21 protein-coding genes, 3 tRNA genes and 2 pseudogenes are annotated in these 24,410 nt (G+C 69.5%); 14 read left to right on the plus strand and 12 right to left on the minus strand.

The annotated features are described in order from the left end of the window. Positions 1–294: 294 nt before the first annotated feature. Both OG714_RS31520 and OG714_RS31525 read right to left on the minus strand, forming a co-directional pair. The gene (locus OG714_RS31520; protein WP_406126061.1) at positions 295–1,008 is read right to left on the minus strand and encodes a FadR/GntR family transcriptional regulator; all 714 of its coding nucleotides are present in this window, start codon (positions 1,006–1,008) and stop codon (positions 295–297) included. 104 nt (positions 1,009–1,112) lie between these two features. After that, positions 1,113–1,186, minus strand: a tRNA-Lys gene (locus tag OG714_RS31525). Positions 1,187–1,364: 178 nt separating this feature from the next. Here OG714_RS31525 and OG714_RS31530 point away from each other — a divergent pair. From OG714_RS31530 to OG714_RS31550, 5 genes are all read left to right on the plus strand, one after another. Then, the gene (locus OG714_RS31530; RefSeq protein WP_406126063.1) at positions 1,365–2,708 is read left to right on the plus strand and encodes a peptidoglycan-binding protein; all 1,344 of its coding nucleotides are present in this window, start codon (positions 1,365–1,367) and stop codon (positions 2,706–2,708) included. 64 nt (positions 2,709–2,772) lie between these two features. Further along, positions 2,773–3,900: an SPFH domain-containing protein gene (locus tag OG714_RS31535; RefSeq protein WP_406126064.1), complete on the plus strand. Its 1,128-nt coding sequence runs from the start codon at positions 2,773–2,775 to the stop codon at positions 3,898–3,900. A 121-nt stretch (positions 3,901–4,021) separates the two neighbouring features. Beyond that, positions 4,022–4,627 carry a lytic polysaccharide monooxygenase gene (locus OG714_RS31540; protein ID WP_406126066.1) on the plus strand — a complete coding sequence of 202 codons (606 nt, stop codon included), beginning with the start codon at positions 4,022–4,024 and terminating at the stop codon, positions 4,625–4,627. Between the two features lie 90 nt (positions 4,628–4,717). Further along, the gene (locus OG714_RS31545; protein ID WP_406126068.1) at positions 4,718–5,173 is read left to right on the plus strand and encodes a DUF3592 domain-containing protein; all 456 of its coding nucleotides are present in this window, start codon (positions 4,718–4,720) and stop codon (positions 5,171–5,173) included. 39 nt (positions 5,174–5,212) lie between these two features. Next, positions 5,213–6,835: a long-chain-fatty-acid--CoA ligase gene (locus OG714_RS31550; protein ID WP_406126069.1), complete on the plus strand. Its 1,623-nt coding sequence runs from the start codon at positions 5,213–5,215 to the stop codon at positions 6,833–6,835. A gap of 107 nt (positions 6,836–6,942) precedes the next feature. Here OG714_RS31550 and OG714_RS31555 read toward each other — a convergent pair. The 6 genes from OG714_RS31555 to ehuB all read right to left on the minus strand — a co-directional run bounded on the left by OG714_RS31555 (position 6,943) and on the right by ehuB (position 11,159). Beyond that, positions 6,943–7,016: transfer RNA gene (locus tag OG714_RS31555), tRNA-Lys, on the minus strand. Between the two features lie 96 nt (positions 7,017–7,112). Further along, the gene (locus OG714_RS31560) at positions 7,113–7,871 is read right to left on the minus strand and encodes an IclR family transcriptional regulator (protein WP_406126070.1); all 759 of its coding nucleotides are present in this window, start codon (positions 7,869–7,871) and stop codon (positions 7,113–7,115) included. Positions 7,872–8,091: 220 nt separating this feature from the next. Next, a complete protein-coding gene (gene ehuA / locus OG714_RS31565; RefSeq protein WP_406126072.1) occupies positions 8,092–8,889 on the minus strand; it encodes an ectoine/hydroxyectoine ABC transporter ATP-binding protein EhuA in 798 nt (265 codons plus the stop codon). Next, positions 8,879–9,529, minus strand: coding sequence for an ectoine/hydroxyectoine ABC transporter permease subunit EhuD (gene ehuD, locus OG714_RS31570; RefSeq protein WP_406126074.1), 651 nt, complete (start codon positions 9,527–9,529; stop codon positions 8,879–8,881). Before ehuD ends, ehuA begins: the two co-directional genes overlap by 11 nt. Beyond that, on the minus strand, positions 9,526–10,245 hold the full coding sequence (ehuC, locus tag OG714_RS31575) for an ectoine/hydroxyectoine ABC transporter permease subunit EhuC (RefSeq protein ID WP_406126075.1): 720 nt from the start codon (positions 10,243–10,245) through the stop codon (positions 9,526–9,528). Before ehuC ends, ehuD begins: the two co-directional genes overlap by 4 nt. After that, complete coding sequence (gene ehuB / locus OG714_RS31580) at positions 10,242–11,159, minus strand: ectoine/hydroxyectoine ABC transporter substrate-binding protein EhuB (RefSeq protein ID WP_406126077.1); 918 nt, start codon at positions 11,157–11,159, stop codon at positions 10,242–10,244. Before ehuB ends, ehuC begins: the two co-directional genes overlap by 4 nt. Positions 11,160–11,206: 47 nt before the next feature. Between ehuB and OG714_RS31585 the strand changes: the two genes are divergently transcribed. Then, entirely contained in the window at positions 11,207–11,701 is a 495-nt protein-coding gene (locus tag OG714_RS31585; RefSeq protein WP_366091301.1) for a DUF3830 family protein, read from the plus strand. On the opposite strand, the gene OG714_RS31590 is transcribed toward OG714_RS31585, so the two are convergent. Continuing rightward, complete coding sequence (locus tag OG714_RS31590) at positions 11,682–13,085, minus strand: amidase (RefSeq protein WP_406126079.1); 1,404 nt, start codon at positions 13,083–13,085, stop codon at positions 11,682–11,684. The two genes, OG714_RS31585 and OG714_RS31590, sit on opposite strands and share 20 nt — an antisense overlap. Before the next feature lie 22 nt (positions 13,086–13,107). Continuing rightward, positions 13,108–14,073 carry a D-2-hydroxyacid dehydrogenase gene (locus tag OG714_RS31595; RefSeq protein ID WP_406126081.1) on the minus strand — a complete coding sequence of 322 codons (966 nt, stop codon included), beginning with the start codon at positions 14,071–14,073 and terminating at the stop codon, positions 13,108–13,110. Between the two features lie 170 nt (positions 14,074–14,243). Between OG714_RS31595 and OG714_RS31600 the strand changes: the two genes are divergently transcribed. From OG714_RS31600 to OG714_RS31610, 3 genes are all read left to right on the plus strand, one after another. After that, entirely contained in the window at positions 14,244–15,029 is a 786-nt protein-coding gene (locus tag OG714_RS31600; RefSeq protein WP_406126083.1) for an aspartate/glutamate racemase family protein, read from the plus strand. Then, positions 15,026–15,760: a decarboxylase gene (locus OG714_RS31605; protein WP_406126085.1), complete on the plus strand. Its 735-nt coding sequence runs from the start codon at positions 15,026–15,028 to the stop codon at positions 15,758–15,760. Before OG714_RS31600 ends, OG714_RS31605 begins: the two co-directional genes overlap by 4 nt. 111 nt (positions 15,761–15,871) lie before the next feature. Continuing rightward, complete coding sequence (locus OG714_RS31610) at positions 15,872–17,008, plus strand: LLM class flavin-dependent oxidoreductase (protein ID WP_406126086.1); 1,137 nt, start codon at positions 15,872–15,874, stop codon at positions 17,006–17,008. Here the strand turns inward: OG714_RS31610 and OG714_RS31615 are convergent. Next, complete coding sequence (locus OG714_RS31615) at positions 16,996–18,906, minus strand: putative bifunctional diguanylate cyclase/phosphodiesterase (RefSeq protein ID WP_406126088.1); 1,911 nt, start codon at positions 18,904–18,906, stop codon at positions 16,996–16,998. The two genes, OG714_RS31610 and OG714_RS31615, sit on opposite strands and share 13 nt — an antisense overlap. Positions 18,907–19,282: 376 nt before the next feature. Between OG714_RS31615 and OG714_RS31620 the strand changes: the two genes are divergently transcribed. Together OG714_RS31620 and OG714_RS31625 are read left to right on the plus strand one after the other, a co-directional pair. Further along, on the plus strand, positions 19,283–20,608 hold the full coding sequence (locus OG714_RS31620) for a M6 family metalloprotease domain-containing protein (RefSeq protein WP_406126090.1): 1,326 nt from the start codon (positions 19,283–19,285) through the stop codon (positions 20,606–20,608). Positions 20,609–20,780: 172 nt separating this feature from the next. Further along, a complete protein-coding gene (locus OG714_RS31625) occupies positions 20,781–21,059 on the plus strand; it encodes a DUF6059 family protein (RefSeq protein ID WP_406126092.1) in 279 nt (92 codons plus the stop codon). Here the strand turns inward: OG714_RS31625 and OG714_RS31630 are convergent. Next, positions 21,060–21,157, minus strand: a tRNA-Lys gene (locus OG714_RS31630). It lies immediately after the preceding gene. Positions 21,158–21,250: 93 nt separating this feature from the next. Here OG714_RS31630 and OG714_RS31635 point away from each other — a divergent pair. From OG714_RS31635 to OG714_RS31645, 3 genes and pseudogenes are all read left to right on the plus strand, one after another. Beyond that, positions 21,251–21,451 (plus strand): annotated as a pseudogene (locus tag OG714_RS31635) (J domain-containing protein); the annotation flags it as partial. A gap of 1,044 nt (positions 21,452–22,495) precedes the next feature. Then, positions 22,496–23,026 (plus strand): annotated as a pseudogene (locus OG714_RS31640) (transposase). A 60-nt stretch (positions 23,027–23,086) separates the two neighbouring features. After that, positions 23,087–24,271, plus strand: coding sequence for a hypothetical protein (locus OG714_RS31645; RefSeq protein ID WP_406126094.1), 1,185 nt, complete (start codon positions 23,087–23,089; stop codon positions 24,269–24,271). Positions 24,272–24,410: the final 139 nt, after the last annotated feature.

The raw sequence follows: 24,410 nt of genomic DNA on the forward strand, positions 1-24,410 counted from the left end.
AAACGCGCGTGTCTGCTTGTCTCGGCCGCCCGCCGGCGTCCCCCTCGACCCGCGACGGGCGTGTCAGTGGTGCCACAGTCACCACACAGTCCGCTCACAGAGATGTGCGACTGCGACCGTCCGGTTGCGAGATGCCCCCTCCGACATCTGTTCCCTGGGCGGGGCCCCTCCTCCCCGCGAAACCGTGCAACCGGTTCCGTACCCCCTCAACTGCCGTGTACCGGCAGTATCTTCAAAACCAGGGTTCTACGGTGCTCATCTTGATCGCAAGACACGAAACGCGGTGTTTACCGGTCATACGCGTTCATTGGGGTGCGTGTGGGGATCATGTGGAGCGGTTGTGGACAGCCTTGTGCGCACGTTGTCGAAGTGTTCTCTTATGGCGCTCTCGGCGCGTTTCGCGTCCCCGGAGCGGACCGCGTCGAGGATCTCCCGGTGCTGGCGGCAGGTGACCCCGGGGTCCTGCGGGCCGGCCGCGAGATCGGTGTGGACGCGGTGGAAGGCGTCCCAGAACGCCTCCAGGACCTCGCTCAGCAGTGCGTTGTCCAGCCCCCGGTACAGGGTCGCGTGAAAGGCGCGGTCGGTGGCCGCGAGCCCGACCCCCTCGGCGGCCTCCCGCTCCATCTGCCGTACCAGCGCGTCCAGTTCGACGAGATCCTGCTCGGGCAGCCGCCCCGCGAGCCGGGCGACGAGCCCCGACTCCACCGCCTCCCGCAGCTCCAGCAACTGGAGCAGGCTGTCCTCGCCGCGGTAGTGCCCGACGGCGGTGCGGAACGCGAGCCCCTCGACCATCGGCGCGAGCGACATCGGGCCGACGTACGTCCCGAAGCCGTGCCGGATCTCGACGATCCCCATCGCCTGTAGCGCCTTGAGCGCCTCGCGCACCGAGTTCCGGCTCGCACCGAGAAACACCATCAGCTCGGGCTCGGTCGGCAGCGGGGCCCCGGAGGACAGCCGACGGTCGAGGATGAGCTTCTTGATCCGCTCCTGAAGGTCACGGGCTGTCATGGCGAGAGGGTATCCGGCCAAACGGGGGGCGAGCTGTGTTCCGCCCGCACGGATGTTCCGCCCACGCAAAAGGCCCCCCGCGCCGCGGAGGGCCTTGCTGTCTGTGCGCCGCCAGGGACTCGAACCCCGGACCCGCTGATTAAGAGTCAGCTGCTCTAACCAACTGAGCTAGCGGCGCGTGTTGACCTGCACAACTCTACCGGATGGCCGGGGGTGCTCCCGACCACCCCCGGGCGGGTCCCGGCCGGCCCCTGTACATCATTCGGACCGTCAACATGCGAGTCCGGAAGACAGTTGAGAAACTGACGGATGTGCACGAGCGCGGATATTTCCACCTGGAGTGTGAGGGGCATCGCATGGAGACTCCGGTATTCGAGGAATTCGATCCCGCGAGCGATTGCGACTGCCCCGGATGCGTTCAGCGGCGGCGCGTCCTGGCGCATTCCCCGACCGGTCCGACCGTAGGCGGGCCCGCCGCCCAGCGGGTCCTCTTCGTGGCCGCCGCCGCGTCCGCCGCCCTCGCCGCGGGGCACGCCGTACCGGCCGCGGCCGCTCCCCACGCCCCGGCCCGGCCCGGCGTTCCCGCAGCTGACACGGGTGACGAGCCCGCCACCCCGCAGGGGAGCAAGGCCCCGCTGCACGGCCCGAGCGGGAAACCGGCGAAGCCGGCCGGCGTCGTCAAGGCGCCCACGACCACCCGCGCGGAGATCATCAACCGGGCCAAGACCTGGATCGCGGCGCAGGTGCCGTACAGCATGAGCGCGTACTGGTCGGACGGTTACCGGCAGGACTGCTCGGGGTTCGTCTCGATGGCCTGGGGGCTGCCGGGGAACGAATGGACCGGAAGTCTCGACCAGTACGGGGTGCGTATTCCCAAGGACGAACTGGAGCCCGGCGACATTCTCCTGTTCCACAATCTCGCGAACCCCGAGAAAGGCTCGCACGTCGTCATTTTCGGCGGCTGGACCGACTACACGCACACCTACTACATCGCCCTGGAGGAGACCCCCTCGCACGCCCGCCGCCAGTCCACCCCGTACGCGTACTGGAGCCACTCGGACAGCTATGTGCCCTACCGCTACAAGGGCGTGACGGGCGGTACGGAAGGGGTGACCCCGGTCGCTCCGGTGACGCCGGTGGACGCGGGCAGGACGAACACGCCCTATCCGGGAGCGTCGTCTTTCGGCCCCGGCGCCAACAACAAGTACGTCACCCAGCTCGGCACGATGCTCGTCGCCCGGGGCGCCGGCTCGTACTACACCGCGGGTCCGGGGCCGCGCTGGTCGGACGCGGACCGGCGGGCCACCCAGGCGTTCCAGCTGGCCCAGGGCTGGACCGGCGCGGACGCCGACGGCCTGCCCGGCCCGCAGACCTGGCACCTGCTCGTCACCGGCAAGGGCAAGAACATCGGCGGCACGGCGCCCGTGGGAGCGGCGGGCCCACCCGCCGCCTCGCACGGCGTACCCGGCTACCCGGGCCGGGCGATGTTCCGCCCCGGCGCGACCAACAAGTACGTCACCGAACTGGGAAAGCAGCTGGTCAAGAAGGGCTTCGGCAAGTACTACACGACCGGCCCGGGACCGCGCTGGGGCGAGCCGGACCGGCGCAACGTCGAGGCCTTCCAGCGCGCCCAGGGCTGGCGGGGCGGCGCGGCGGACGGCTACCCGGGCCCGGAGACCTGGCGCCGCCTCTTCTCGTAATCGCTCATCACCCCACTCATCCCCACCCGTTGTGACGCATCTGGCGCGGAGGCTGGAGGCACCTATGAGTACGACGACCACTTCACAGACGCCCGAGAACGAGGGGCCGCCCGAGGGACAGACCCGTCCCGCGCGGCTCATCCAGAACGAGGCGACCACCGAGATCCCCGTCCACCTGCTGTTCCGCGACGACCCCGACCCGGTCTCGGTACCGCTCAGGCCCGCCGTCGTCGCGCGCCGGCAGGGCACCGGCGAGCAGCCCCGCTTCCGCCGCCCGGTCCCGGCCAAGCCGCGCCCGGCCCCGGAGGTCGACCCCGACCTGGTGGAACGCCCCGCCAGGGTGCTGCCGGGGACGGCGGGCGTGCTCGCCGGTTCCTGCGGCCTGGCCGGCTGCCTCGCCACCTCGTGGTGGGCGGGCGTCCTGCCCCCGCTCGCGACCGAGGCGCTACGACTGCCGTTCTACGCCGGTGCCGGACTCGGTCCCGCGCAGTGGGCCGCCTACGCCGGGGCGGGCGCGCTCGGGCTGTTCGGGTTCGGGGGTCTGGCCCGGGGCCGTACCGGACGGGCCTGGGTGCTCGGCCTGTTCGGGCGCTACCGGGGGACCGTCCGGCGCACCGGGCTGATGTGGGTCAACCCGTTGCTGCTGCGCCGCCGCGTCGACGTACGGCTGCGGCACTGGCGCAGTGAGCCGATGCCGGGGGCCGACGCGAACGGGGTCGCGTTGCGGGTCGTGACGCTCGTGGTGTGGCGGGTGCGGGACACCGCGCGGGCCACGCTCGGGGTCGAGGACCACGAGACGTATCTGCGCGAGTGCGTGGAGGCGGCGCTGGCCCGGGTGCCGGTGGAGCCGCCGGGCGGGGGCGGGAAGGGCGCGGCCGACCTGGCCGTCGACGCGCTGACCCGGCTGGTCGCGGCGGACTCGGCGCCGGTCGGCATCGAGGTGTTCTCGGTGCGGCCGGTCCGCGTGGAGTACGCCCCGGAGGTCGCCGCGGCGATGACCCGTCGCCGTATCGCCACGCTGGACGCGCAGCAGCGGGCGACGATGCTCACGTCGGTGGTCGACTCCGTGGAGGACACGGTGACGCGGCTGACCATGCGGGGGCTGGTGGAGCTGGACGACTACGAACGCAAGGTGCTGGTGAAGGACTTGACGGTCGCGTTCTGCTCGGGACGGGGAGAAGCGGCGCCGTGACGGAGCCGGAGACGGACACGGCTTTTGGTATGGACACAGTCAAGTAGGGGCAATAATCTGGGACTTGGTCTAGACCTGCACGGCTCACGGAACTCCCCACACGTTCTCCAGGAGCGGCAGCATGCGCAAAAAGACCAAGTGGTACGCGGGCGTGCTCGGGCTCACCACGGCCGGGGCCATCGTGCTCTCGTCCGGGGCCGCGAGCAGCCACGGCTACACCGACCTCCCCATCAGCAGGCAGAAGCTCTGTGCCAACGGCACGGTGACGAACTGCGGTGACATCCAGTACGAGCCGCAGAGCGTCGAGGGCCTCAAGGGCTTCCCGGCGGCCGGCCCCGCCGACGGCCAGATCTGCAACGGCGGGCTCAGCCGCTTCAGCCAGCTCAGCGCACCGAAGACCCCGTCCGGCGCCGCGTGGCCCACGACGAAGGTGACGGGTGGTCAGTCGTACACGTTCCGCTGGCAGTTCACGGCCATGCACGCGACGACGGACTTCAAGTACTACGCCACGAAGCAGGGCTGGAACCAGAACCACGCCCTGTCCCGCTCGGACCTCAACACCACCCCGTTCCTCACCGTCCCCTACAACAACCAGCGCCCCCCGTCCACCATCTCCCACAGCGGCACGCTCCCGTCCGGTCTCTCCGGTCACCATGTGATCGTCGCGGTGTGGACGGTCGCGGACACGACCAACGCGTTCTACGCCTGCTCGGACGTCACGTTCTGACCCTGAGGTTCTGAGCATTGCTTGAGACAGTCCGGCATCCCCCGGGGGTAGGTTCCCTCCACCAAGCGGTACTTGACCTCGGGGGACACCATGGAAGCACTGTTCTACATCGCGCCGCTGCTCATCATCGCCATCGTGGTGCTCGGCGCGACCGGCGTGATCCGCCGCTCGCGCCAGGTCGACAGTGCCTGGAGCAGCGGGCTCACGGCCGAGGCCCGCTGTCTGCGGACGTACACGACGACCAGCGGCGGCGCCGGGGACACCATGGTGTCGACGACGCTGCACCACGTCTACGAGTTCACGACGCGCGAGGGCCGCACGGTCAGGTTCGAGGAGGGGAACGGGCCGGGGACGACCCTGGAGGGCGACATCGTCACCGTGTACTACGCGGCCGACCACCCCGAGCAGGCCACCGCCCACGCCCCGTCCCGGGGGAGGCTCGCGGCGGGCACGGGCTGCGCGCTGGTGTTCTTCGGCGTGATCGTCGTCTTCTGCGTCGTCTTCATGCTCGTGACCCACGAGATCTTCGACTTCATGGGCTCGTAGTCTCCATATCTGACGGTACGTCAACTACCCTGCGCCCCCATGGAGTCCAGGAGGCGTACCGTCGCGGAACTCGTGCAGGCACGGTGGGACGACCACCGCCCGGGCCTGTGGTGCGGGCAACAAGTGCTCACCCATCACGAGACGGCGGCCGGTGCCGCGGCCAGGGCGGCACTCCTCACGGACCTGCTGCCGCCCGGCGCCGCACCCCATGTGGGCGTGCTGCTCGACAACACCCCTGAATATCCCCTGTGGTTGAGCGCGGCGGCCCTCGCGGGCGCGGCCGTCGCCGGTATCAACCCCACCCGCCGCGGCCCCGAACTGGCCCGCGACATCCTGCACACCGAGTGCCGCGTCCTCATCACCGAGCGCACCCACCTCCCCCTCCTCGACAACCTCCAACTCCCCGGCATCCGCGTCCTGGTGACGGACACTCAGGCCTACGGCGACCTGCTCGCCCCGTACATGGACGCGCGCCCTTCCGCCTTCTCCCGCGCGACCCCGGACGACCGCATCCTGCTCTACTTCACCTCCGGTTCCACCGGCGCCCCGAAGGCCGCGATCTGCACCCAGGGCCGACTGGCCGCCGCCGGGCGCTCGTTGGCCGACAGCTTCGGGGTCCGCCCGTCCGACGTGCACTACATCTGCATGCCGATGTTCCACGGCAACGCGGTGATCGCCGACTGGGCACCGGCGTTGGCGGCCGGGGCGGGGGTGGCGCTGCGGCGGCGCTTCTCGGCGTCACGCTTCCTGGACGACGTACGGAGGTACGGGGCCACGTACTTCACCTATGTCGGCCGTGCCGTGCAGTACGTCCTGGCCACCGAGGAACGCCCCGACGACCGGGACAACCCGCTGCGCATGGGCTTCGGCACGGAGGCGGGGGCGGTGGACGCGGCGGCGTTCGAGCGGCGGTTCGGGGTGCGACTGGTGGAGGGATACGGGTCCTCGGAGGGCGGGGCGGCGGTGCAGTGGTCGCCGGGGACGCCGACCGGAGCGGTCGGTCGGGCGGCGCCCGGGCTCGCCGTACTCGATCCGCAGACGCACGCCGAATGCCCGCCCGCCGCCTTCGACTCGGCCGGTCGGCTGCTCAACGGGGAAGAGGCGATAGGGGAGTTGGTGAACCGCGGCGCCAACCCCTTCGAGGGGTACTGGCGCAACCCGGAGGCGGACGCCGAGCGGCGCCGGGAGGGCTGGTACTGGACCGGCGACCTCTTCTACCGCGACACCGACGGCTACCTCTACTTCGCCGGCCGCACCGACGACCGCCTCCGCGTCGACAGCGAGAACCTCGCCGCCGCGATGATCGAGAACATCCTCGCCCGGTACGAGGGCGCCGACGCGGTCGCGGTCTACGCGGTACCGGACCCGGTGACCGGCGACCAGGTCATGGCGACGATCGCCGGACACTTCGACCCGCTCGACTTCGCGGAGTTCCTGCTGGCCCAGCCGGACCTGGGCACGAAGATGGCACCCCGGTTCGTGCGGGTGGTGGAGCGGATGCCGGTGACGGCCACGAACAAGATCCATCGGGCGGGGTTGCGGAGGGAAGGGGTCCAGTGCGCCGATCCGGTGTGGTGGCGGCCGCCCGGTGAGGCCTCCTACCGACGACTGACCCCCGAGGACGCCGAAGGGCCCCTCGTCGGAACGAGGAGCCCGGCTTGAGGGGGTGTGGGTGGCGAAGCCCCCACTGCGCGCGGCGAAGCCGTGCAAAAACAGCGATGGCGAGGCAAGTTCGCGCTTTCTGCGAACTTGCCTCGCCATCGTCATCGTGCGCCGCCAGGGACTCGAACCCCGGACCCGCTGATTAAGAGTCAGCTGCTCTAACCAACTGAGCTAGCGGCGCGTGACTCACGCCTTCCGCTGGATCAGAGTCTCGCGGAGGGCGACGAGAAAAATACTACCTGGTCCGGAGGGGTGCTCTGAACCAGGTTTACGCGCGCTAGATCGCGAGGGACAGCAGTACCGGTCCCGCCTCGCGGTTCAGCGTGTCCGCCGCCTGCCGGAGGCGGTGGGCGTGCTCGACCGGGAGGGAGAGGGCCAGGCAGCCGACCGAGGCGCCGGCCGTGATCGGGACGGCGGCGCAGACCGTGCCCACCGCGTACTCCTGGAGGTCGAGGTGGGGGACGGTCGGCGGCTGGGTCTCCAGGCGGGAGAGCAGCAGCCGGTCGCTGGTGATCGTGCGCGAGGTGAGGCGGGCCATCTTGTGCCGGGAGAGATGGTCCCGCCGGCCGTTGTGGTCGAGCTGGCCCAGCAGGCTCTTGCCGAGCGCGGTCGCGTGCGCGGAGACACGGAAGTCGACCCACTCGTTGACCGCCGGGGTGGTGGGCCCGGCCGCGTACTGGGTGATCGTGACCTCGCCGTCGACGTACCGGCTGACGTAGACCGCCGCGCCCAGACAGTCGCGCAGCCGGTCCAGGGTCCGCTGGATCTGCTCGCGTACCGCCTGCTCCCGGCCGGACGCCGAGCCGAGCCGGCCCAGGGCCTCGCCGGTGATGTAGGCGCCGTCGGTGAGCTGCTCGACGTAGCCCTCACGGCGCAGGGTCCGCAGCAGTATGGTCAGGCGCTCGGTGCCGAGGCCGGTGAGGCGGGCGAGTTCGGTGTCCGTGACACCGGTGGAGTGCCCGGCGACTGTCTCCAGGATGCGCAGTGCGTCCTGTACCGAGTGGTAGGGAGCGGTCGGCTCGTGCATCAGCGCCACGGTGTTTCTCCCTGCGCTCGCTTTATGGGCCGTGATACCGGACAGCGAATCCCCTCCACGATAGCTGTCAAACGGCCGATGTGGAGCGGCTGTTGGCGAGAATGTGGCCCTCCTTACGCCCTCCGAACTGCGGCGCGAATCCTTTGGCATATGCCTTGGTCATGCCCCGTGACGTGGACCTTGGGTGTTCGATTGCTCACGTGTCGTAATTGAATAATTGTCAAAGAATGGCGCCGAGGAATTCCCGGGTCCGTTCTTGTTCCGGATCGCCGAAGATCTGCTCCGGCGGGCCCGATTCGATGACCCTGCCCGAGTCGAACATCAGGACTTGGTCTGAAATATCCCGGGCGAAATTCATCTCGTGGGTCACGCAGAGCATGGTGATGTCGGTGGTGCGGGCGATGTCCCGCAGCACGTCGAGCACGCCCGCGACCAGCTCCGGGTCGAGCGCGGAGGTCACCTCGTCCAGGAGCAGTACCTGCGGCCGCATCGCCAGCGCCCGCGCGATCGCGACGCGCTGCTGCTGGCCGCCGGAGAGCTGGGTCGGGCGGGCGCCGGCCTTGTCGGCGAGGCCCACCAGGTCGAGCAGCTCCAGCGCGCGCGCCTCCGCCTCGTCCTTGGGCATGCCGAGGACGGTGACCGGCGCCTCGGTGACATTGCGCAGCACGGTCATGTTCGGGAACAGGTTGAACTGCTGGAACACCATCCCGATCTTCTTGCGGATCTCCCGGACCTGCTTCTCGGGCGCGGGGAAGAGCTGCTCCCCGTCGACGGTGATCGTGCCCTCGTCCGGCTTGGTCAGGGTCATCAGCAGCCGCAGGATCGTGGTCTTGCCCGACCCGGAGGGACCGATCAGCGTGACGTGCTTGCCGGACTCGACGGAGAAGTCGAGGTCGTCGAGCACGGTGTTGGACCCGAAGCGCTTCGTCACATGGTCCAGGCGGATCAACTCGCTGCCGTCCACCGGGGGGTTGGCGTTGGCGTCGGATTCCTTCGTCAGGGGCGTGTCAGCGGACAAGGCGTCGCTCCAGGGCTCGGATCAGCAGGGAGGCGGGATAGGAGATGAGGATGAAGGCCACACCGATCACCGTGATGGGCTCGGTGAACTGGTAGTGCTCCTGGGAGAACAGCCGGGCCTGGCCCATCAGTTCGAGCACGGTGATCACCATCAGGATCGGGGTGTCCTTGAGCATCGCGATCACGTAGTTGCCCAGCGCCGGGATCACCCGGCGGATCGCCTGCGGCAGGATCACGGCCGTCCAGGTCCGGCGCACCGGGAGGTTCAGCGCGGTCGCCGCCTCCCACTGGCCGACGGGCACCGCCTCGATGCCGGCGCGGTAGACCTGCATCGTGTACGTCGAGTAGTGCAGCCCGATCGCGAAGACACCGGTGGTCAGCGCGGAGAAGGTCAGGCCCCACTCGGGCAACACGTAGAACAGGAAGAACAGTTGCACCAGCAGCGGGGTGTCCCGCACGAACTCGGTGACGACCCCGACCGGCCAGCGCACCCAACGAGTCGGCGCCCGCATCAGCAGCGCCCACACCAGTCCCAGCACGAAGGACATCAGCGACCCCAGGAGCAGGATCTGAAGGGTGACTTTCAGGCCGTCCCAGAAGTACGGCATGAAGTCGCTCACGGCGTTCCAGTCCCACTTCATGCGACCTTCCCTCCCACCCCGGTGGTCTGGGCGCGCTTCAGCTCACGTGCCGCCTTCTCGTTCCCGGGCGCCTTGCCGATCCCGGCCTTCAGCTTCTTCTCCAGTCCGCGCATCAGCCGGGTGAGGGCGAAGGCGATCACGAAGTAGATGAGCAGGATGTACGTGTAGATCTCCGCGCTCTGCTGGAGCGCGAGCCGCACCAGGTTGGCGCTGAAGGTGAGATCGCCCATGCCCATGACCGAGACCAGGGCGGTGCCCTTGAGCAGCTCGATCAGCAGGTTGCAGAAGGACGGGATCATCTCCGGTACCGCCTGCGGCAGCAGGATCAGCCGCATCCGCTGCCAGGGCGTGAAGCTCAGCGCGACCCCGCCCTCCTGCTGCGCCGGGTCCACCGCGTTCAGCGCGCCGCGCACGATCTCCGTGCCGTACGCGCCGTAGGTCAGGCCGAGGGCGAGGGTGCCCGCCCACAGAGGGACCAGCTGCCAGCCGAAGGCGACCGGCAGGACGAAGAACACCCAGAAGATCATGACGAGGGCGGAGGTGCCGCGGAACACCTCGGTGTAGAAACCGGCGAGGAAGCGCACGATCCACAGCCGGTGGGTGCGCGCGATGCCGACGACGAAGGCCACGGCGGTCGCCAACAGCGCGCTGAGGACGAGGAGTTGGACGGTGGTCCAGACTCCCTTGAGGACGAGTTCCCAAAGGCCTGAGGTCATCCGCCGCAGAGCTCCTTCGCGGTGAGGTCCGTCATCTCGGCCCTGGTGAACCCGAAGGGCCGCAGGATGCGGAACAGCTCCCCGCTCTTCTTGAGCTTGTGCAGTTCGACGTTGAAGGCGTCGCGCAGCTTCGTCTCGGTCGGCCGGAACGCGAAGGCGCCCCCGTCGATCCGCGGTTTCCCGTCGACGAGCGGTGCGAAGGGCGTGGTCGACTCGGCCTTGCCGGACTTCGTCACGACCGCGCGCGTGGTGAGCGCCGTACCGGCGAAGACGTCGACACGCCCCGCCTCCACGGCGTTCAGCCCGGCGACCTGGTCCGGGACGATCAGGATGTCGCTCTGCTTGTACCCGGCGTCGACGGCGTGCTGGATCTGGGCGTACCCGGTGCCGGTGGCGAACCTCGCCTTCTTCGCGACGACGTCCTTGTAGGTGTGCAGCCCCTTGGGGTTGCCCTTGCGGACGACGAACGCGTCGAGCACCTGGTAGTCCGGGTCGGCGAAGATGACCTGCGCACAGCGTTCCGGGGTCACGTACATCCCGGCGGCCACGACGTCGAACTGCTGCGAGTTCAGTCCCGGGATGAGGGAGCCGAACTCGGTGGGCACGGGCTGCACCTTGTCGACGCCGAGCCGCTTGAAGATCGCTTCCGCCAACTTCGGTGCCTCACCGGTCAGTTGACCGTCCTTGTCGATGTACCCGAACGGGATCTCACCCGCGATCCCCAGCCGTACGACGCCCTGCGCCTTCAGCCGGTCGAGCAGATCACCGCCGCTCGTGGTCGACGCGGTGGCCACACGACTGCAGCCGGCCGCGCCCAGCGCACCTGCCGCCGCCACCCCGGCGAGCAGTGCCCGACGGGTGTGACCCGGCGTGTGACCGGATGTGTGTCTGTCGTTCCCAATTGGTGGAGCCATGGGCGCGCAGCTACCCGACCGCTCCCGGGTTATGCACCCTGGAAGACATGACGGATCACTTCATCGAGGTCTCACTCGCAAAGCGGAACGTCCACTGCCGGGCAAAACTGCTGGTAGAACGTGCGCCGCTGACCTGCGCGGCCATCTGGGACGCACTCCCGCTAATCGGCGACGTCTACCACGCCAAGTACGCCCGCAACGAGATCTACGCCCTTTTCCCGCCATTCGCAGAAACGGAACCCCCGCTGGAGAACCCCACAGTCACCCCCATACCGGGCGATCTCTGCTATTTCGCCTTCGCCGGCACGGAACTCGGCACGAAGGCCTACGGCTACGACCGCGAGGTCCGCGCCGGCACGACGGTCGTCGACCTGGCCCTGTTCTACGAACGCAACAACCTGCTCCTCAACGGCGATGTGGGGTGGGTCCCCGGGATCGTCTGGGGTGAGGTGGTCGAGGGGCTGCCGGAGATGGCGGAGGCCTGCAACGACCTGTGGCGCTCGGGGGCGGCGGGGGAGAGCCTCAGCTTCCGGCGGGCCTGACCCCGGAAACCCCGGCGCCGAACAGCGCGTGCGCCGCCCGCAGCACCAGATCGTCCCGGTGCCGCGCCCCCACGATCTGCAACCCGACCGGCAGCCCGTCGCCGTCGTTCCCCACCGGGACGGTGGCGGCGGGCTGCTGCGTCAGGTTGAAGGGGTACGTGAACGGGGTCCAGCCCGTCCAGCGGCGGTGCCCGGAACCCTTCGGGACCTCAACTCCCGCCTCGAACGCGGTGATCGGGAGCGTCGGCGTGACGAGGAGGTCGTAGCGCTCGTGGAACTGGCCCATCCTGCGGCCGAGTTCCATCCGGGCGTCCACCGCCGCGAGATAGTCCAGCGCCGAGAAGCCCGCTCCCGTCGCGCAGATCTCCCGCAGCCCCCGGTCGAGCAACTCCCGCTGCCGCGGCGCGAGTTTCTGCGTCACCCGGGCCGCGCCGCTGAACCACAGGGTGTGGAAGGCGTCCACCGGGTCGCTGAAGTCGGGGTCGGTCTCCTCGACGTACGCGCCGAGCGCGGCCAGCCGCTCCACGCCCCGCCGTACCGCCGCCGCGACCGCCGGACGCACCGCGACCTGGCCGCCGAGGGACGGGGAGTACGCGATCCGCAGGCCCTGTATGCCGCGTGCGAGCCCCTCGGTGAACGAGCCCGGCGCGCGGTCGAGCCCTGACCAGTCGCGGGCGTCCGGTACGCCGATCACGTCCAGCAGCAGCGCCGCGTCCGCCGCGTCCCGGGTCATCGGGCCGACGTGCGACAGGGTGCCGAACGCGCTCGCCGGGTACAGCGGCACCCTGCCGTACGTCGGCTTCAGTCCGAAGATCCCGCAGAAGGAGGCGGGGATACGGACGCTGCCGCCGCCGTCCGTGCCCAGCGACAGCGGACCCGCGCCCAGGGCAACGGCCGCCGCGCTCCCGCCACTTGAACCACCCGCCGTGCGCGAGGGGTCGTGCGGGTTGCGGGTGATCCCGGACAGCGGTGAGTCCGTGACGCCCTTCCAGCCGAACTCCGGGGTCGTCGTCTTGCCGATGAACACCGCGCCGTGCTCGCGGAGTCGGGCCACCGAGGGCGCGTCCTCGTCCCAACTGCCCTGCTCGGCAATGGTCTTGGAGCCGCGCAGGGTCGGTGTGCCGCGCTGGAGCAGGATGTCTTTGACCGTGACCGGCACGCCGTCCAGCAGCCCAGTCGGCTCCCCGCGCCGCCAGCGTTCCGCCGATGCGGCCGCCGACGCCAACGCGCCCTCCGCGTCGAGCCGTACGAACGCGTTCACGGCGGGCTGGATCTCCTCGGCCCGTTCCAGGGTCGCCCGGGTCGCCTCCACGGGACTGAACTCCCCTCTGCGGTAGCCGTCCAGGAGTTCCACGGCGGTCAGCTCGGTGAGTTCGGTCGTCATCCGGCCCTCCAGAGTGGGGAGTTCAGTGCCCCGGTACGTACCCACGCTTCTTGTCGACCACGTTCGGCAGCGGCTTGCCCGCCTCCCATCTCTCGTACGCCGCCACGAACTGCGTGCCGAGTTCGTCCCGCCAGCCGACCGTGTCGCCGCTCATGTGCGGGGAGACGATCAGCTCCGGGACCTGCCACAACGGGCTGTCCGGGGTGAGGGGTTCGGCCTCGAAGACGTCGAGGGCGGCGCCCGCGATCCAGCGCTTCGTCAGCGCTTCGGCGAGCGCGTCCTCCACGACGAGTTGGCCCCGGCCCACGTTGATGAAGCGCGCCGAGGGCTGCATGCAGCCGAAGCGGCGGGCGTCGAACATGCCGCGTGTCTCGTCGGTGAGCGGGGCCGCCGAGATCACCCAGTCGGCGCGGGCCATCAGCCGGTCGAGTTCGCCGGGGCCGTGGATACCGGTGCGCGGGGTGCGGCCGACGAGCGCGGTCGTCACCCCAAGTGCCTTGAGTGTGCGGACGATCGCCCGCCCGATCGGCCCGGAGCCGACCACACAGGCACGTGTTCCGGACACCCGCTGCGCCTCGCGGTGCCGCCAGGTCCGCTGCCGCTGGAGCTCCAGTGTCCTGGGCAGATCCTTGGCCATCGCGAGGACGAGGGCGGCGACGTACTCGGCGATCGGCTGGTCGAAGACGCCCCGCGCGTTCGTCACCACCGTGTCGGAGTCCGCGAGTTCGGGACACATCAGGTGGTCCACACCGGCGCTGGCCGTGTGCACCCAGCGCGGCCGGGGACCGTCGCCCGGCCAGGCGGAGCGCACCGCGTGCGAGGCGGCGAAGTCCCACACCAACAGGACGTCGGCGGACGGAAGTCGATCAGCGAGCGTCGAATCGTCGGCGTGCTCGACGCGGACCCGGCCGGTGAGCTTGCCGAGCCGGGGCAGCGGGTCGGCGTCCAGGACGAGAAGGGTGGGCAGGGCAGGGGGAGTTGCGGTCATGCGAAGCCGTTTCTCGCGGGAAGTACAGCGGGAGGCACGGCGGGAAGCACCGAGCGCGGCCGTCTGACATGCACGGATTGACCACGCTCGCACTCGAACCTACCTTCGTCAACACGGACGCCCGCACGGACCGTTGTCACCCCGTTTCTCTTGGTGAGGCCGGTGTAGCCATGCATGTTTCCTTCCTGGGCGGACCCCGCCCGCAGCGCGGTGTCGGTGTCGTCGCCCCCTTCGACTTCGCGCTGGACCGCGAGTTGTGGCGCTGGGTCCCCGACGACATCTCGCTGCATCTCACGCGGACGCCGTTCGTGCCCGTAGAGGTGAGCCTCGACCTGGCCCGGCTCGTGAGCGAGCACGAGACGCTGCACGACGCGGTCCGCACGCTGAACGCGATCGCCCCCGAGGTCGTCGCGTACGCCTGCACCTCCGGGAGCTTCGTCGGCGGGATCGCCGGGGAGCGCGCGATGTGCGAGGCGATGACCCGGGCCGGCGAGGTCCCGTCCCTCACCACCTCGGGCGCCCTCCTCGCAGCCCTCACCGAACTGGGCGCCCGCCGCATCGCCCTGGTCACCCCCTACACGGTGTCCGTCACCCAGTCGCTGGAGGAGTACCTCGCCGAGGCCGGCGTCGAGGTCACCGGCCGCGCCTTCATGGGCCTGACCCGGCACATCTGGAGGGTCCCGTACCGCGACGTCGTCGACATGGCCCGCCAGGCGGTCAAGGGCGAGGCCGACGCGCTCTTCATCAGCTGCACCAACCTCCCGACGTACGACGTGATCCCCCAGCTGGAGGCGGAACTGCGCATACCGGTGATATCGGCCAACCAGGTCACGATGTGGGCAGCCCTGCGCCGACTGGGTACGCGTGCCGTGGGCCCCTATCAGGCGCTGCTGGACGAGTCCGCCCGCCGCCGGGGGCCGGTACTGCCGGAAGAACACCAGGAAGGCTGGTCATGACCGCACTCGGATTCCTCTACCCGGGCCACTCCGCCGAGGACGACTACCCCCGCCTCGAACAGCTCCTCGGCAGCGACATCCGCCTCGACGTGGTCCACACGGACATCGGCGAGGACGCCCACCGAGTGGACGCGCTCCTGCGGATGGGCTCCCCCGAGCGCCTCACGGCAGGCGTCGAACAACTCCGCATGTCCGGCGCCGAGGCCGTCGTCTGGGCCTGCACGAGCGGCAGTTTCGTCTACGGCTGGGAGGGCGCCCACGACCAGGTCCGCGCCCTGGCCCGGTCGGCGGGCCTGCCGGCGTCGTCGACGTCCTTCGCCTTCGTCTACGCGGCGAAGGAGCTGGGGGTGCGACGGGTGGCCGTAGGGGCCACGTACCCGGACGACGTGGCGAACCTGTTCGCGGACTTCCTGCGGGCCGGGGGAGTGGAACCGGCCGTGGTGCGCGCCTCCGGCGTCATCACCGCCGCCGAGGTCGGCACCTGGGGCTACGACGAGGTGCTCGCGCTGGCCCGCGCGGTGGACGGCCCGGACATCGAGGCGGTCCTCCTCCCGGACACGGCCCTGCACACGGCCGCCCACATCCCGGACCTGGAGAAGGAACTCGGCAAGCCGGTCCTCACGGCCAACCAGGTCACGGTCTGGGAGGCCCTGCGGCTGGCGGACCGCAAGGTCAACGCGCCGGACCTGGGCGCGCTGTTCACCAAGGAGCCGCTCGTGCAGGCCGGCTGACCTGCGCCGTCCGCCACGGGGATCTCCCGGGAATAAACCGGAGACAGCCTCCTGTTAGGTGGGGAAGGAGCGGAGAAGGAACCGCGCAGCTCACAACAGGAGGCACCCACCGTGGCGGCAGACGACGAGGTCCGGGGCACGACCGACGAGACCCGGGGTGACGAGATCCGGGGCACGGCACAGGGCACCGCCCCCGTCCCCCTGTCCGTACTGGACCTGGTGACCGTGGGCGCCGGCCGCACCGCGACGGACGCGCTGCGCACCAGCGTGAAGATCGCCTCTCTCGCCGAGTCGCGCGGCTTCCACCGCTACTGGGTCGCCGAGCACCACTCGATGCCGGGCGTCGCCTCCTCCTCGCCCGCCGTGATCCTGGCCCACCTCGCCGCCCACACGGACCGCATCCGCCTCGGCTCGGGCGGCGTCATGCTCCCGAACCACGCCCCGCTCGTCATCGCGGAGCAGTTCGGCACCCTGGAGGCGCTCGCCCCGGGCCGCGTCGACCTCGGCCTCGGCCGCGCCCCCGGCACCGACGGCGCCACCGCCGCCGCCCTGCGCCGCACCGAGCGGCTGAACGAGGGCGCCGACGACTTCCCCGAGCAACTGGCCGAACTCACCCGCTTCTTGGACGACGACTTCCCGTCCGGCCACCCCTACGCCCGCATCCACGCGGTCCCCGGCCCGATCCAGTCGACCTCGCCCGGCGGCGTCCAGTCCCCGCACCGCCCGCCGATCTGGCTGCTCGGCTCCTCCGGCTTCAGCGCCCGCCTCGCCGGCATGCTCGGCCTGCCGTTCGCCTTCGCCCACCACTTCTCCGCGCAGAACACGGTCCCGGCCCTCGACCTCTACCGCGAGTCCTTCCGGCCGAGCGCGGTGCTCGACGCGCCGTACGCCCTCATCGGTGTCTCCGCCCTCGCCACCGACGACGAGAAGGAGGCCCGCCGCCAGGTGCTGGCCGCCGCCCTCAACATGGTCCGGCTGCGCACCGGCCGCCCCGGACTCGTGCCCACCCCCGAAGAGGCCGAGGCGTACGAATTCAGCCCCATGGAGCGGGAGTTCATCACCTCCTGGAACGCCAACGTCATCCACGGAACGGTCGACGAGGTCCGCACCGGCCTCGACGACCTGCAAAAGCGCACGGGCGCCGACGAGTTGATGCTCACGTCCCACGCCCACAACGCGGACCTGCGCCTGCGCTCGTACGAACTGATCGCCGACGCCTACGAATTGACGGCCACTCAGGAAGCCTGATTGCAGGCCTTCGTCCCCAGCAGCTCGGAGATACGATCCGGCGCCACCGGACGGGAGTACAGCCACCCCTGTCCGGTGTCGCAGCCGATCCGGCGCAGCCGGGCGGCCTGGGCCGAGGTCTCCACGCACTCGGCGGTCACCGACAGGCCCAGCCGGTGGGCGAGTTGGATCATCGCCTCGACGATGACCTCGTCCGCCGGGTTCGGCGGCACGCCCTCGCCCTCGTACTGGAAGCCCCGTACGAAGGAACCGTCCAGTTTCAGGACGGAGACCGGGAGCCGGCTCAGGTACGCCAGGTTCGAGTAGCCGGTGCCGAAGTCGTCGATGGCGATGTGCACACCCATGTCGCTCAGCGCCTGGAGCGTCTGCAACGGCCGCCCCGCCGACCCCATCACCGCGGACTCCGTCAGCTCCAACTGCAGCAGCCGCGGGTCCAGTCCGGTCTCGGCCAGTGTCTCCGCGACGTCCGCGACCAGATCCGAGTCCCACACCTGGCGTACGGCCACGTTGACGCTCACGAAGATCGGCGGCTCGTCCGGGTGGTCCAGCTGCCAACGGCGGGCCTGGCGGCAGGCGGTGACCAGGACCCAGCGGCCGAGCTGCACGATCGAGCCGTCCTCCTCGGCCAGTCCGATGAACCGATTCGGCGTCAGCATGCCGAACTGCGGGTGATTCCAGCGCACCAACGCCTCGACCCCGCGCAGCCGTCCGTTCTCCATCCCCACCAACGGCTGGTACTCCAGGGTGAATTCACCCCGCTCGATGGCCGGACGGAGCGTGGAGGCCAGCGCCTGGCGGGTCATGCGGTGCGCGTTGCGCTCCGGATCGAACAGCGTCCAGCGGGACTTGCCGTCCGCCTTCGCCCAGTACAGCGTCGTGTCGGCGGCCTGCATCAGGCCGGTGGCCGTCGTACCGGACGCGTGGCGCTCGACCACACCGATCGACGCTGACAGCGACAGCCGCTGCCCGGACAGGTCGAACGGTGCCTGCAAGGCCTTCAGCACCGACTCGGCGAGATCGGCCAGTTGGTCCGTCCCGGTCGAGTCCTCGACGAGCAGCGCGAACTCGTCCCCGCCGAGCCGCGCGACCAGCGGCGAACTCGCCCGGGCGTAACCCGCCTCGTCCGCACACCGCGTCAACCGCTCGGCCACGGCCGCGAGCAGCCGGTCGCCGACCCGGTGGCCGAGCGTGTCGTTGACCGCCTTGAAGCCGTCCAGGTCCAGATAGCACAGGCCGATCCGGCCGGTGCCGCCCTGCTCGTACGACTCCGCCTCCAGTGCGGCCGAGAGACGCTCGAAGAACAGGGTGCGGTTGGGCAGCCGGGTCACCGGGTCGTGCATCTCCAAGTGCCGTAGCCGCGCCTGGAGTTCACGGCGGGCGCTGATGTCGGTGAGTGACAGCAGCACACCGTGCTCGGCGGCCGGCAGCGGCGCCACGCTCACCTGCACCCACAGCACGTGCCCGTCGGGGTGCTTGACCCGGCGGGTGCAGCTCAGCTTGGCCTGCCGGCCGCGCAGCACCTCGCGGTAGGCGTGCCAGGTACGCGGGTCCGCCTTCAGGTCCATCAGTTCGGCCGCGACCAGTCCGGTCAGCGCGGCACCCGCCTTGCCGAGCAGCGCGCCGAACGAGTCGTTCGCGCTGACGACCAGGCCGTCGTGGTCCACGACGGCCATGGCGAGGGGCGCCGCGGAGAAGGCGGACCCGAACCGCCCGACCTCGGAGAACCCGCCGGACACGGCGGACCCGCCGGGCTCGACGACCTCGATGGCCGGGCCGGACCCGAGGGTCTCGACGGGCTCGGGGACATCTGCACGAGGCGATGCCTCGCCTTTACTCTCTGTGACGGCTGGCCGGATGAGGTCTGCCGCGGGCGCCGGCCCTTCGGACGTTCCGCTCACCGCTCGCTCCCGCAGTGCACTCGATCTTCGGATGGGTCTCGTCGGGATGGCCGACCGGGTGGGGGGCCGCCGTGCCGTGTCCGTGCAGGAAAGTGTGCCGATCATAGAGGTTGGCCCCCGGCCCTTCCAGCCACTGTCCAGTGTCCCGGAACAACGGCCGGTTCCGGCAGATCGTTTCCGCCCGCACCTGGACGGGTTCTTCAAATGGCCGACCACATGTGACGTTCCGTGAGTGTTTCCGGATGTGGGTCCGGGCGTGTCTCAGCCGTCCCGGGCGTCCCTCTCACCCTTCTGGTGCAGATAAACAGGGCGTACCCCAACAAACCACCACAGGCTGGGTGTCGGTGTCCCTTGAACCCGCTCCCGGAGGTCCAACGTGCCGTGTCAGCTCCCCCTCAAGGGGCTCTCCCGTACGGCGCTCAAGGGGCTCGCCCAGTGGCGGACGCGACCCGGACTGCGCGGCACCGCCGCCGTGTTCACCACGATGTCGGCGCTCGCCGCGACCTCGATCATGTCCAGCCAGTCGGTCGCCGAGCCGTTCTCGACCACACCCTGCGCCCTCAAGCGCACCGACGCCCACCACTCCGAGGGCCTCGACACCTGGAACGCCGCGTACCCGCGACCCACCCGCGCGCTCGACGCGGTGATGATCTTCCTCTCCTTCCCCGACGCGACCCCGCGCACCACCCCCGCCGAACTGGCCGCCGACCACTTCCCGGCCACCACCCGCTTCTACGAACGCGCCTCCTACGGCAGGTTCACGCTCCGCCCGCACCCGCTGCGGAACTGGATCCGCATGCCGCACCCCTCGACGTCGTACGCCATACAGCGCGACTGGAACCCGGTGAACCGCGCCGCGTACCTCCGCGACGCGCTCGCCGCCTCCGACCCCGAGGTCGACTTCTCGCGCTACGACATCGTCTACTTCGTGGCCGATCCGGACGCGCCCGGTGTGGACTCGGACGCCACGAAGGTCGTCAACCTGGACACTCCGCTGCGGGCCGACGGCGCGGACGTCCGACGGGTCGTCACGGTGTTCGAGAAGCACCCGCCGGACCGGCTCGTCCTGGCCCACGAGACCGGCCATGTCTTCGACCTGCCCGACCTCTACCACCGGCCGGTGGACGGCAAGGGCGACTGGGACACCTACGTCGGCGACTGGGACCTGATGGGCAGCCAGTTCGGGCTCTCCCCGGACCTGTTCGCCTGGCACAAGTGGAAGCTGGGCTGGCTGGATCCGCGCCAGGTGGTGTGCGTACGGGGAACCGCGCCGAAACGGCTGACCCTGGAACCCCTGTCCGCCGGACCCGGCACCTCCCCGGCCGGCAGCCCCGCGGGATCGCCGGCCTTCGGACTCGGCCTCGGGACCAAGCTGGCGGTCGTGCGCACCGGGACGGACAGCGCGCTGGCCTTCGAGGCGCGCAGCCCCGTCGGCAACGACAGCACGGCCTGCAAGCAGGGCGTCCTCGTGTACCGGGTGCGCGGTGGAGCGGCCTCCGGGAGCGGCCCGATCCAGGTCGTCGACGCCCACCCGCGCACCGAGGCCTGCTGGGAGACCTCGGTCTACCCGCCGCTCGCCGACGCCCCGGTCTCCCTCGGCGAGAGCTTCACCGTGCCCGGCGACAACGTGAAGGTGGAGGTGAAGGGGCGGACGGTTTCGGGGGCGTGGACGGTGGTGATCACGCCGGGGGAGGAGAGCTGAGGGGTGGGGTGACACAGGCCGACGTGGTCGGACGCGGACATACGTCGTCCTCCGTCGTCCTCCGCTCCGGTCGTCCTGCGCTCCAGTTGTCCTGAGGCCGCGCTGTAGCGCTTCTGCTCATTCTTGCCGGAGTGGGCACGGGCCGGGACGGCGAGGCGGGAGGCGGGACGGCATGGCTGGAGGGGCCGGAGGCGGGTGGTGGCGCAGGCGGGTGGCGGCGTTCCGCAAGTGGTGCGACGACCTGCTGATCGCGTTCGGTCTGCCCTACCTCTGTGCGTGCGCCGAGACCGACCTTCAGGAACCGCCCGCCGGACACCCGGAACGGCTGCGCCCGGACCGCCCGCTCACCGCGTACGAGCTGTGGCTGACGAAGCAGTTCACCACGGAGCCGGGCATGCGAAAGGCGCCCTCGGATAACCGAGGACGCCCAGGTCAGCGACCTAATCGCTAGTGCGCCGCCAGGGACTCGAACCCCGGACCCGCTGATTAAGAGTCAGCCGGACGACGAGCCGGATGATGCCGAATGAGTCCGGAATCGTTCGTTCTCGCAGGTCAGCAGGCATCTGACGCTACCGGCCTCATACGGGGTAGTTCGGGATCGTCCGGCGGCGGCGTTAGCCCCGTGCTAGCACGAGTGCGGTCATGAACACCGTGTCCATTGATCTGTACGCCGTGCTGGGGCTCTCGAAGGATGCGGACAAAGGTGCCATCCGCGCCGCCTTCCGCGCTCGCATGCGGCAGACCCACCCTGACGGTCGCCCGCCCGAGGACGCTGCGGCAGCTCATGAAGAGATGGTCTTGCTCAACCTGGCGTACGAGACGCTGAGAGACCCAGGCAAGCGGGCTGCCTACGATCTCGACCGCCGCGCGGCACGTAACGGCAAGCAAGAGCAGCGCCATGAGCCGACTCCACCGCCAACTCCTCAGCCGCGAGTCATAGTGGTCGATCCCCAGGCTGTGGATTTCGGGTCCGTCGCCATGGGCGAGATGCCGCGCGACCAGGTCGTCACGATGAGGCTCAGCGACAACTCGACCATCCGATATGCGTGGGCACTGACAGACTGCGGCGACTTCTGGCAGGTGGTTGAGCCGCAGCCGTATCGCGACGTCTCAGCGGTGAGGTTGCGGGTTCGAGTCCGACCGCTGTCGGCGCACGATGCGCTTGGCCTGCGCAGCGACCGGCTCCGGATCATGGTTGACGATCTCGTGGTGGTGGTGCTGGTCCGTATCAACGTGGTGGCAGCGCCTCCGCCACCTCCTCCAACGCCGCCACCGAAGCCGCGTGCGATCGTCCTGAACCACCGGTACATCAACCTGGGGTCGCTGTGGGCCGGCGCCGAGGCACAGGAGCAGGTCGTAGAGGCCCGTTTCGACGACGGCTCGCCGATCCACATGGCACGAGTCCTCAACACGACCGGTTCGTTCTGGCACGTGGTGTCTGAGCCCGTGGTGCACGATACGACCCGCCTGATCATCCGTATCCAGGGTGGGCCAGTCGGGCCTGACCACGCTCTCGACCGGTTCACCGAGCGGCTGAACATCAGCCTGGACGGCGTCACTGAAACGGTCGGGGTGACGGCCTTCATCACAGCGCCGCCGGCACCTCGCCTTACCCTCGCCAACTGGCGCAACCTCCGGCTGACGCTCCTGGGCTTGTTCATGCTCCTCAGCGTGTTGTTGCTGCTGGGATCCATCTTGTTCAGCGCGGTTTACACGCTGCTGAGCGTTCCCCGGAACCACGGCTCCGACCAACAGCAGCTGACCACCTCCGCTGTTGGCCCGGAACACCGTGGCTCCCCGGCCAGCGCTCCAGCAACGTCCTCTCCAGTCAACGCAGCGGCGGCGCTCGACGCATGGATCGTCTTCGAGGACGAGTCCGGCTTCTCGATGACGCCGCCTGTTGCCCACACCTGGAGCCGCCGCGCGGTCACACCCCGGTGATCCGGGTCCGCGGCCCGCTCCCGGCGCCGGATCTCGATCGCCGCGCTGGCCTGCTACAAGCCAGGTGAACGCTCCCGGCTGATCTACCGGCCGCGCTGCGACGACGGCCGCAAGAGCTTCGCCTGGATCGACTACCGCGACCCGTTCATCACCGCCCACACCCAGCTCGGCAGCCCGATCGTCCTCGTCTGGGACAACTTGAACGTCCATCTCGCCTACACCATGAGGCAGTTCATCGCCCGGCAGGACTGGCTGACCGCCTACCAGCTGCCCTCCTACGCACCCGACCTGAACCCGGTCGAGGGCATCTGGTCGCTCCTGCGGCGCGGCTGGCTGCCCGACACCGCCTTCACCACCTCCGAGCACCTCATCCACACGATCAGGCACGGCATGAGGAAGATCCAGTACCGCCACCCGCACCTCATCGACGGATGCCTCGCCGGAACCGGCCTATCCCTCAGCCCTACGACTTCATGAGTTCAACTCAGTACTTGAATTCCGTATATGGCTGTCGGTGGGATACGTGAGACTGCCGACGTGTTCACGATCAGTCTTATCGCCGCGCTTTCCCCGTGGTTGGTCTTAGTCGGGATGGTCCTGCTCTACATCCCTGGCCCGATTCAGCGCTGGGGAGTGGCGTCTACGGAGTGCTTCGAGCGACTGCGTGCCATTTCGGGGGTGCGTCGAGCTGCTCCACTTCTCACCCAGATGATCCTGCTGCCGCCTCGACTGCAAGATCGAGTCGGCGGGCACGGATTGGCTCCCCAGTACGTCGTGCGCTGGTGGCGCGCTCGCCCTCTGAGCGCTCCAATCAACACAGTCCGATTCCTCTTGCTGCTCTTCGTCGTGGGACACGTCGACGACGTAGCGGACTGGGAGCATTTACGGCTGAGCGCAGACCCCGGACCACAGCCCGGCGTGGTGCAGGCACTGCTTAGCAGCATCGTGGCTGTGCCAGCGTCCGTGCGCTCATGGGACTTTTCCGCGATCAGCAGAGGAACGGAAGTTCTCATCTGGACCCTGATCCTGATCGCTGAAGCGCGGTTCATCAAACGCACGAACCTGACCAGCTCTGGCAGCGGCATGACGCTTGCGGCCTATGATCTGGAGGCCCTCGATGAGGATTCGAAGAAGATGAGCGCACTGAGGGAGGACCGACGCTGCTGGCCTGTTGTTGCCCTGCTGACGGTCACAGCCCAGTGCGCCACGGTTCTCCGCCGCTGGGAGGAAACACAGCCAGACTGTCAGATCCCGCGAATCTCCATGAAACCGGTTGAACACGTCATCTGGAGGGCGCACGGTACCCGCCGCGCCAGAGCCAGACGGCACAACCAGCGGCAGTTCAAAGCACATGCCGCACTCGTGGTCGGTGCGCTACGAAGGGCCGAAGCTCGGCAGGACTCCGAGCCGGGCCCCGCTCTTGAGGACCTCATCGTGATGCTGCTGACCATCGCCGAACGCTACGCCGAGGGTCGCATCGACGACCTTCTCGACGCAGATCAACTCACTGGTGTGACTCCGGCCGCGCCGAGGGAGCTATTGCGGGCGCTGGTGGTGGGGGCCGTTGTCGTGCTGACCATGGCTGGTGCGGCCGTCCTCGGGTTGCCCGATGCAGCACTTGCCCCCTTGCTACCGGTAGTGGTGCTCCTTGTCGCCGTCGTCTTCAACCGAGGTCGGGTACCCACTGCGGGGCAGCTGACCGATTTGATCACCTCCCGGTGAGGTGGGAGAACCGATGGTGGGGCTTCCAACCGCCGGCTCCGTAGCGGCGTGGCGGGGGATCCCACATTCCGTCCGCTATCAACACAGGTAGAGATGAGCAGACGCGGACCATCGCGTCCCTTGCGGAGCTGCCGACGTT

Source organism: Streptomyces sp. NBC_00989 (assembly GCF_045162655.1).
GTDB lineage: Bacteria > Actinomycetota > Actinomycetes > Streptomycetales > Streptomycetaceae > Streptomyces.

Excerpts from the sequence above, each read along its gene's own strand:
- OG714_RS31520 (WP_406126061.1), bottom strand. The coding sequence starts at position 1,008 with ATGACAGCCCGTGACCTTCAGGAGCGGATCAAGAAGCTCATCCTCGAC.
- OG714_RS31530 (WP_406126063.1), top strand. The coding sequence starts at position 1,365 with ATGGAGACTCCGGTATTCGAGGAATTCGATCCCGCGAGCGATTGCGAC.
- OG714_RS31535 (WP_406126064.1), top strand. The coding sequence starts at position 2,773 with ATGAGTACGACGACCACTTCACAGACGCCCGAGAACGAGGGGCCGCCC.
- OG714_RS31540 (WP_406126066.1), top strand. The coding sequence starts at position 4,022 with ATGCGCAAAAAGACCAAGTGGTACGCGGGCGTGCTCGGGCTCACCACG.
- OG714_RS31545 (WP_406126068.1), top strand. The coding sequence starts at position 4,718 with ATGGAAGCACTGTTCTACATCGCGCCGCTGCTCATCATCGCCATCGTG.
- OG714_RS31550 (WP_406126069.1), top strand. The coding sequence starts at position 5,213 with ATGGAGTCCAGGAGGCGTACCGTCGCGGAACTCGTGCAGGCACGGTGG.
- ehuD (WP_406126074.1), bottom strand. The coding sequence starts at position 9,529 with ATGAAGTGGGACTGGAACGCCGTGAGCGACTTCATGCCGTACTTCTGG.
- ehuC (WP_406126075.1), bottom strand. The coding sequence starts at position 10,245 with ATGACCTCAGGCCTTTGGGAACTCGTCCTCAAGGGAGTCTGGACCACC.
- ehuB (WP_406126077.1), bottom strand. The coding sequence starts at position 11,159 with ATGGCTCCACCAATTGGGAACGACAGACACACATCCGGTCACACGCCG.
- OG714_RS31585 (WP_366091301.1), top strand. The coding sequence starts at position 11,207 with ATGACGGATCACTTCATCGAGGTCTCACTCGCAAAGCGGAACGTCCAC.
- OG714_RS31590 (WP_406126079.1), bottom strand. The coding sequence starts at position 13,085 with ATGACGACCGAACTCACCGAGCTGACCGCCGTGGAACTCCTGGACGGC.
- OG714_RS31595 (WP_406126081.1), bottom strand. The coding sequence starts at position 14,073 with ATGACCGCAACTCCCCCTGCCCTGCCCACCCTTCTCGTCCTGGACGCC.
- OG714_RS31600 (WP_406126083.1), top strand. The coding sequence starts at position 14,244 with ATGCATGTTTCCTTCCTGGGCGGACCCCGCCCGCAGCGCGGTGTCGGT.
- OG714_RS31605 (WP_406126085.1), top strand. The coding sequence starts at position 15,026 with ATGACCGCACTCGGATTCCTCTACCCGGGCCACTCCGCCGAGGACGAC.
- OG714_RS31625 (WP_406126092.1), top strand. The coding sequence starts at position 20,781 with ATGGCTGGAGGGGCCGGAGGCGGGTGGTGGCGCAGGCGGGTGGCGGCG.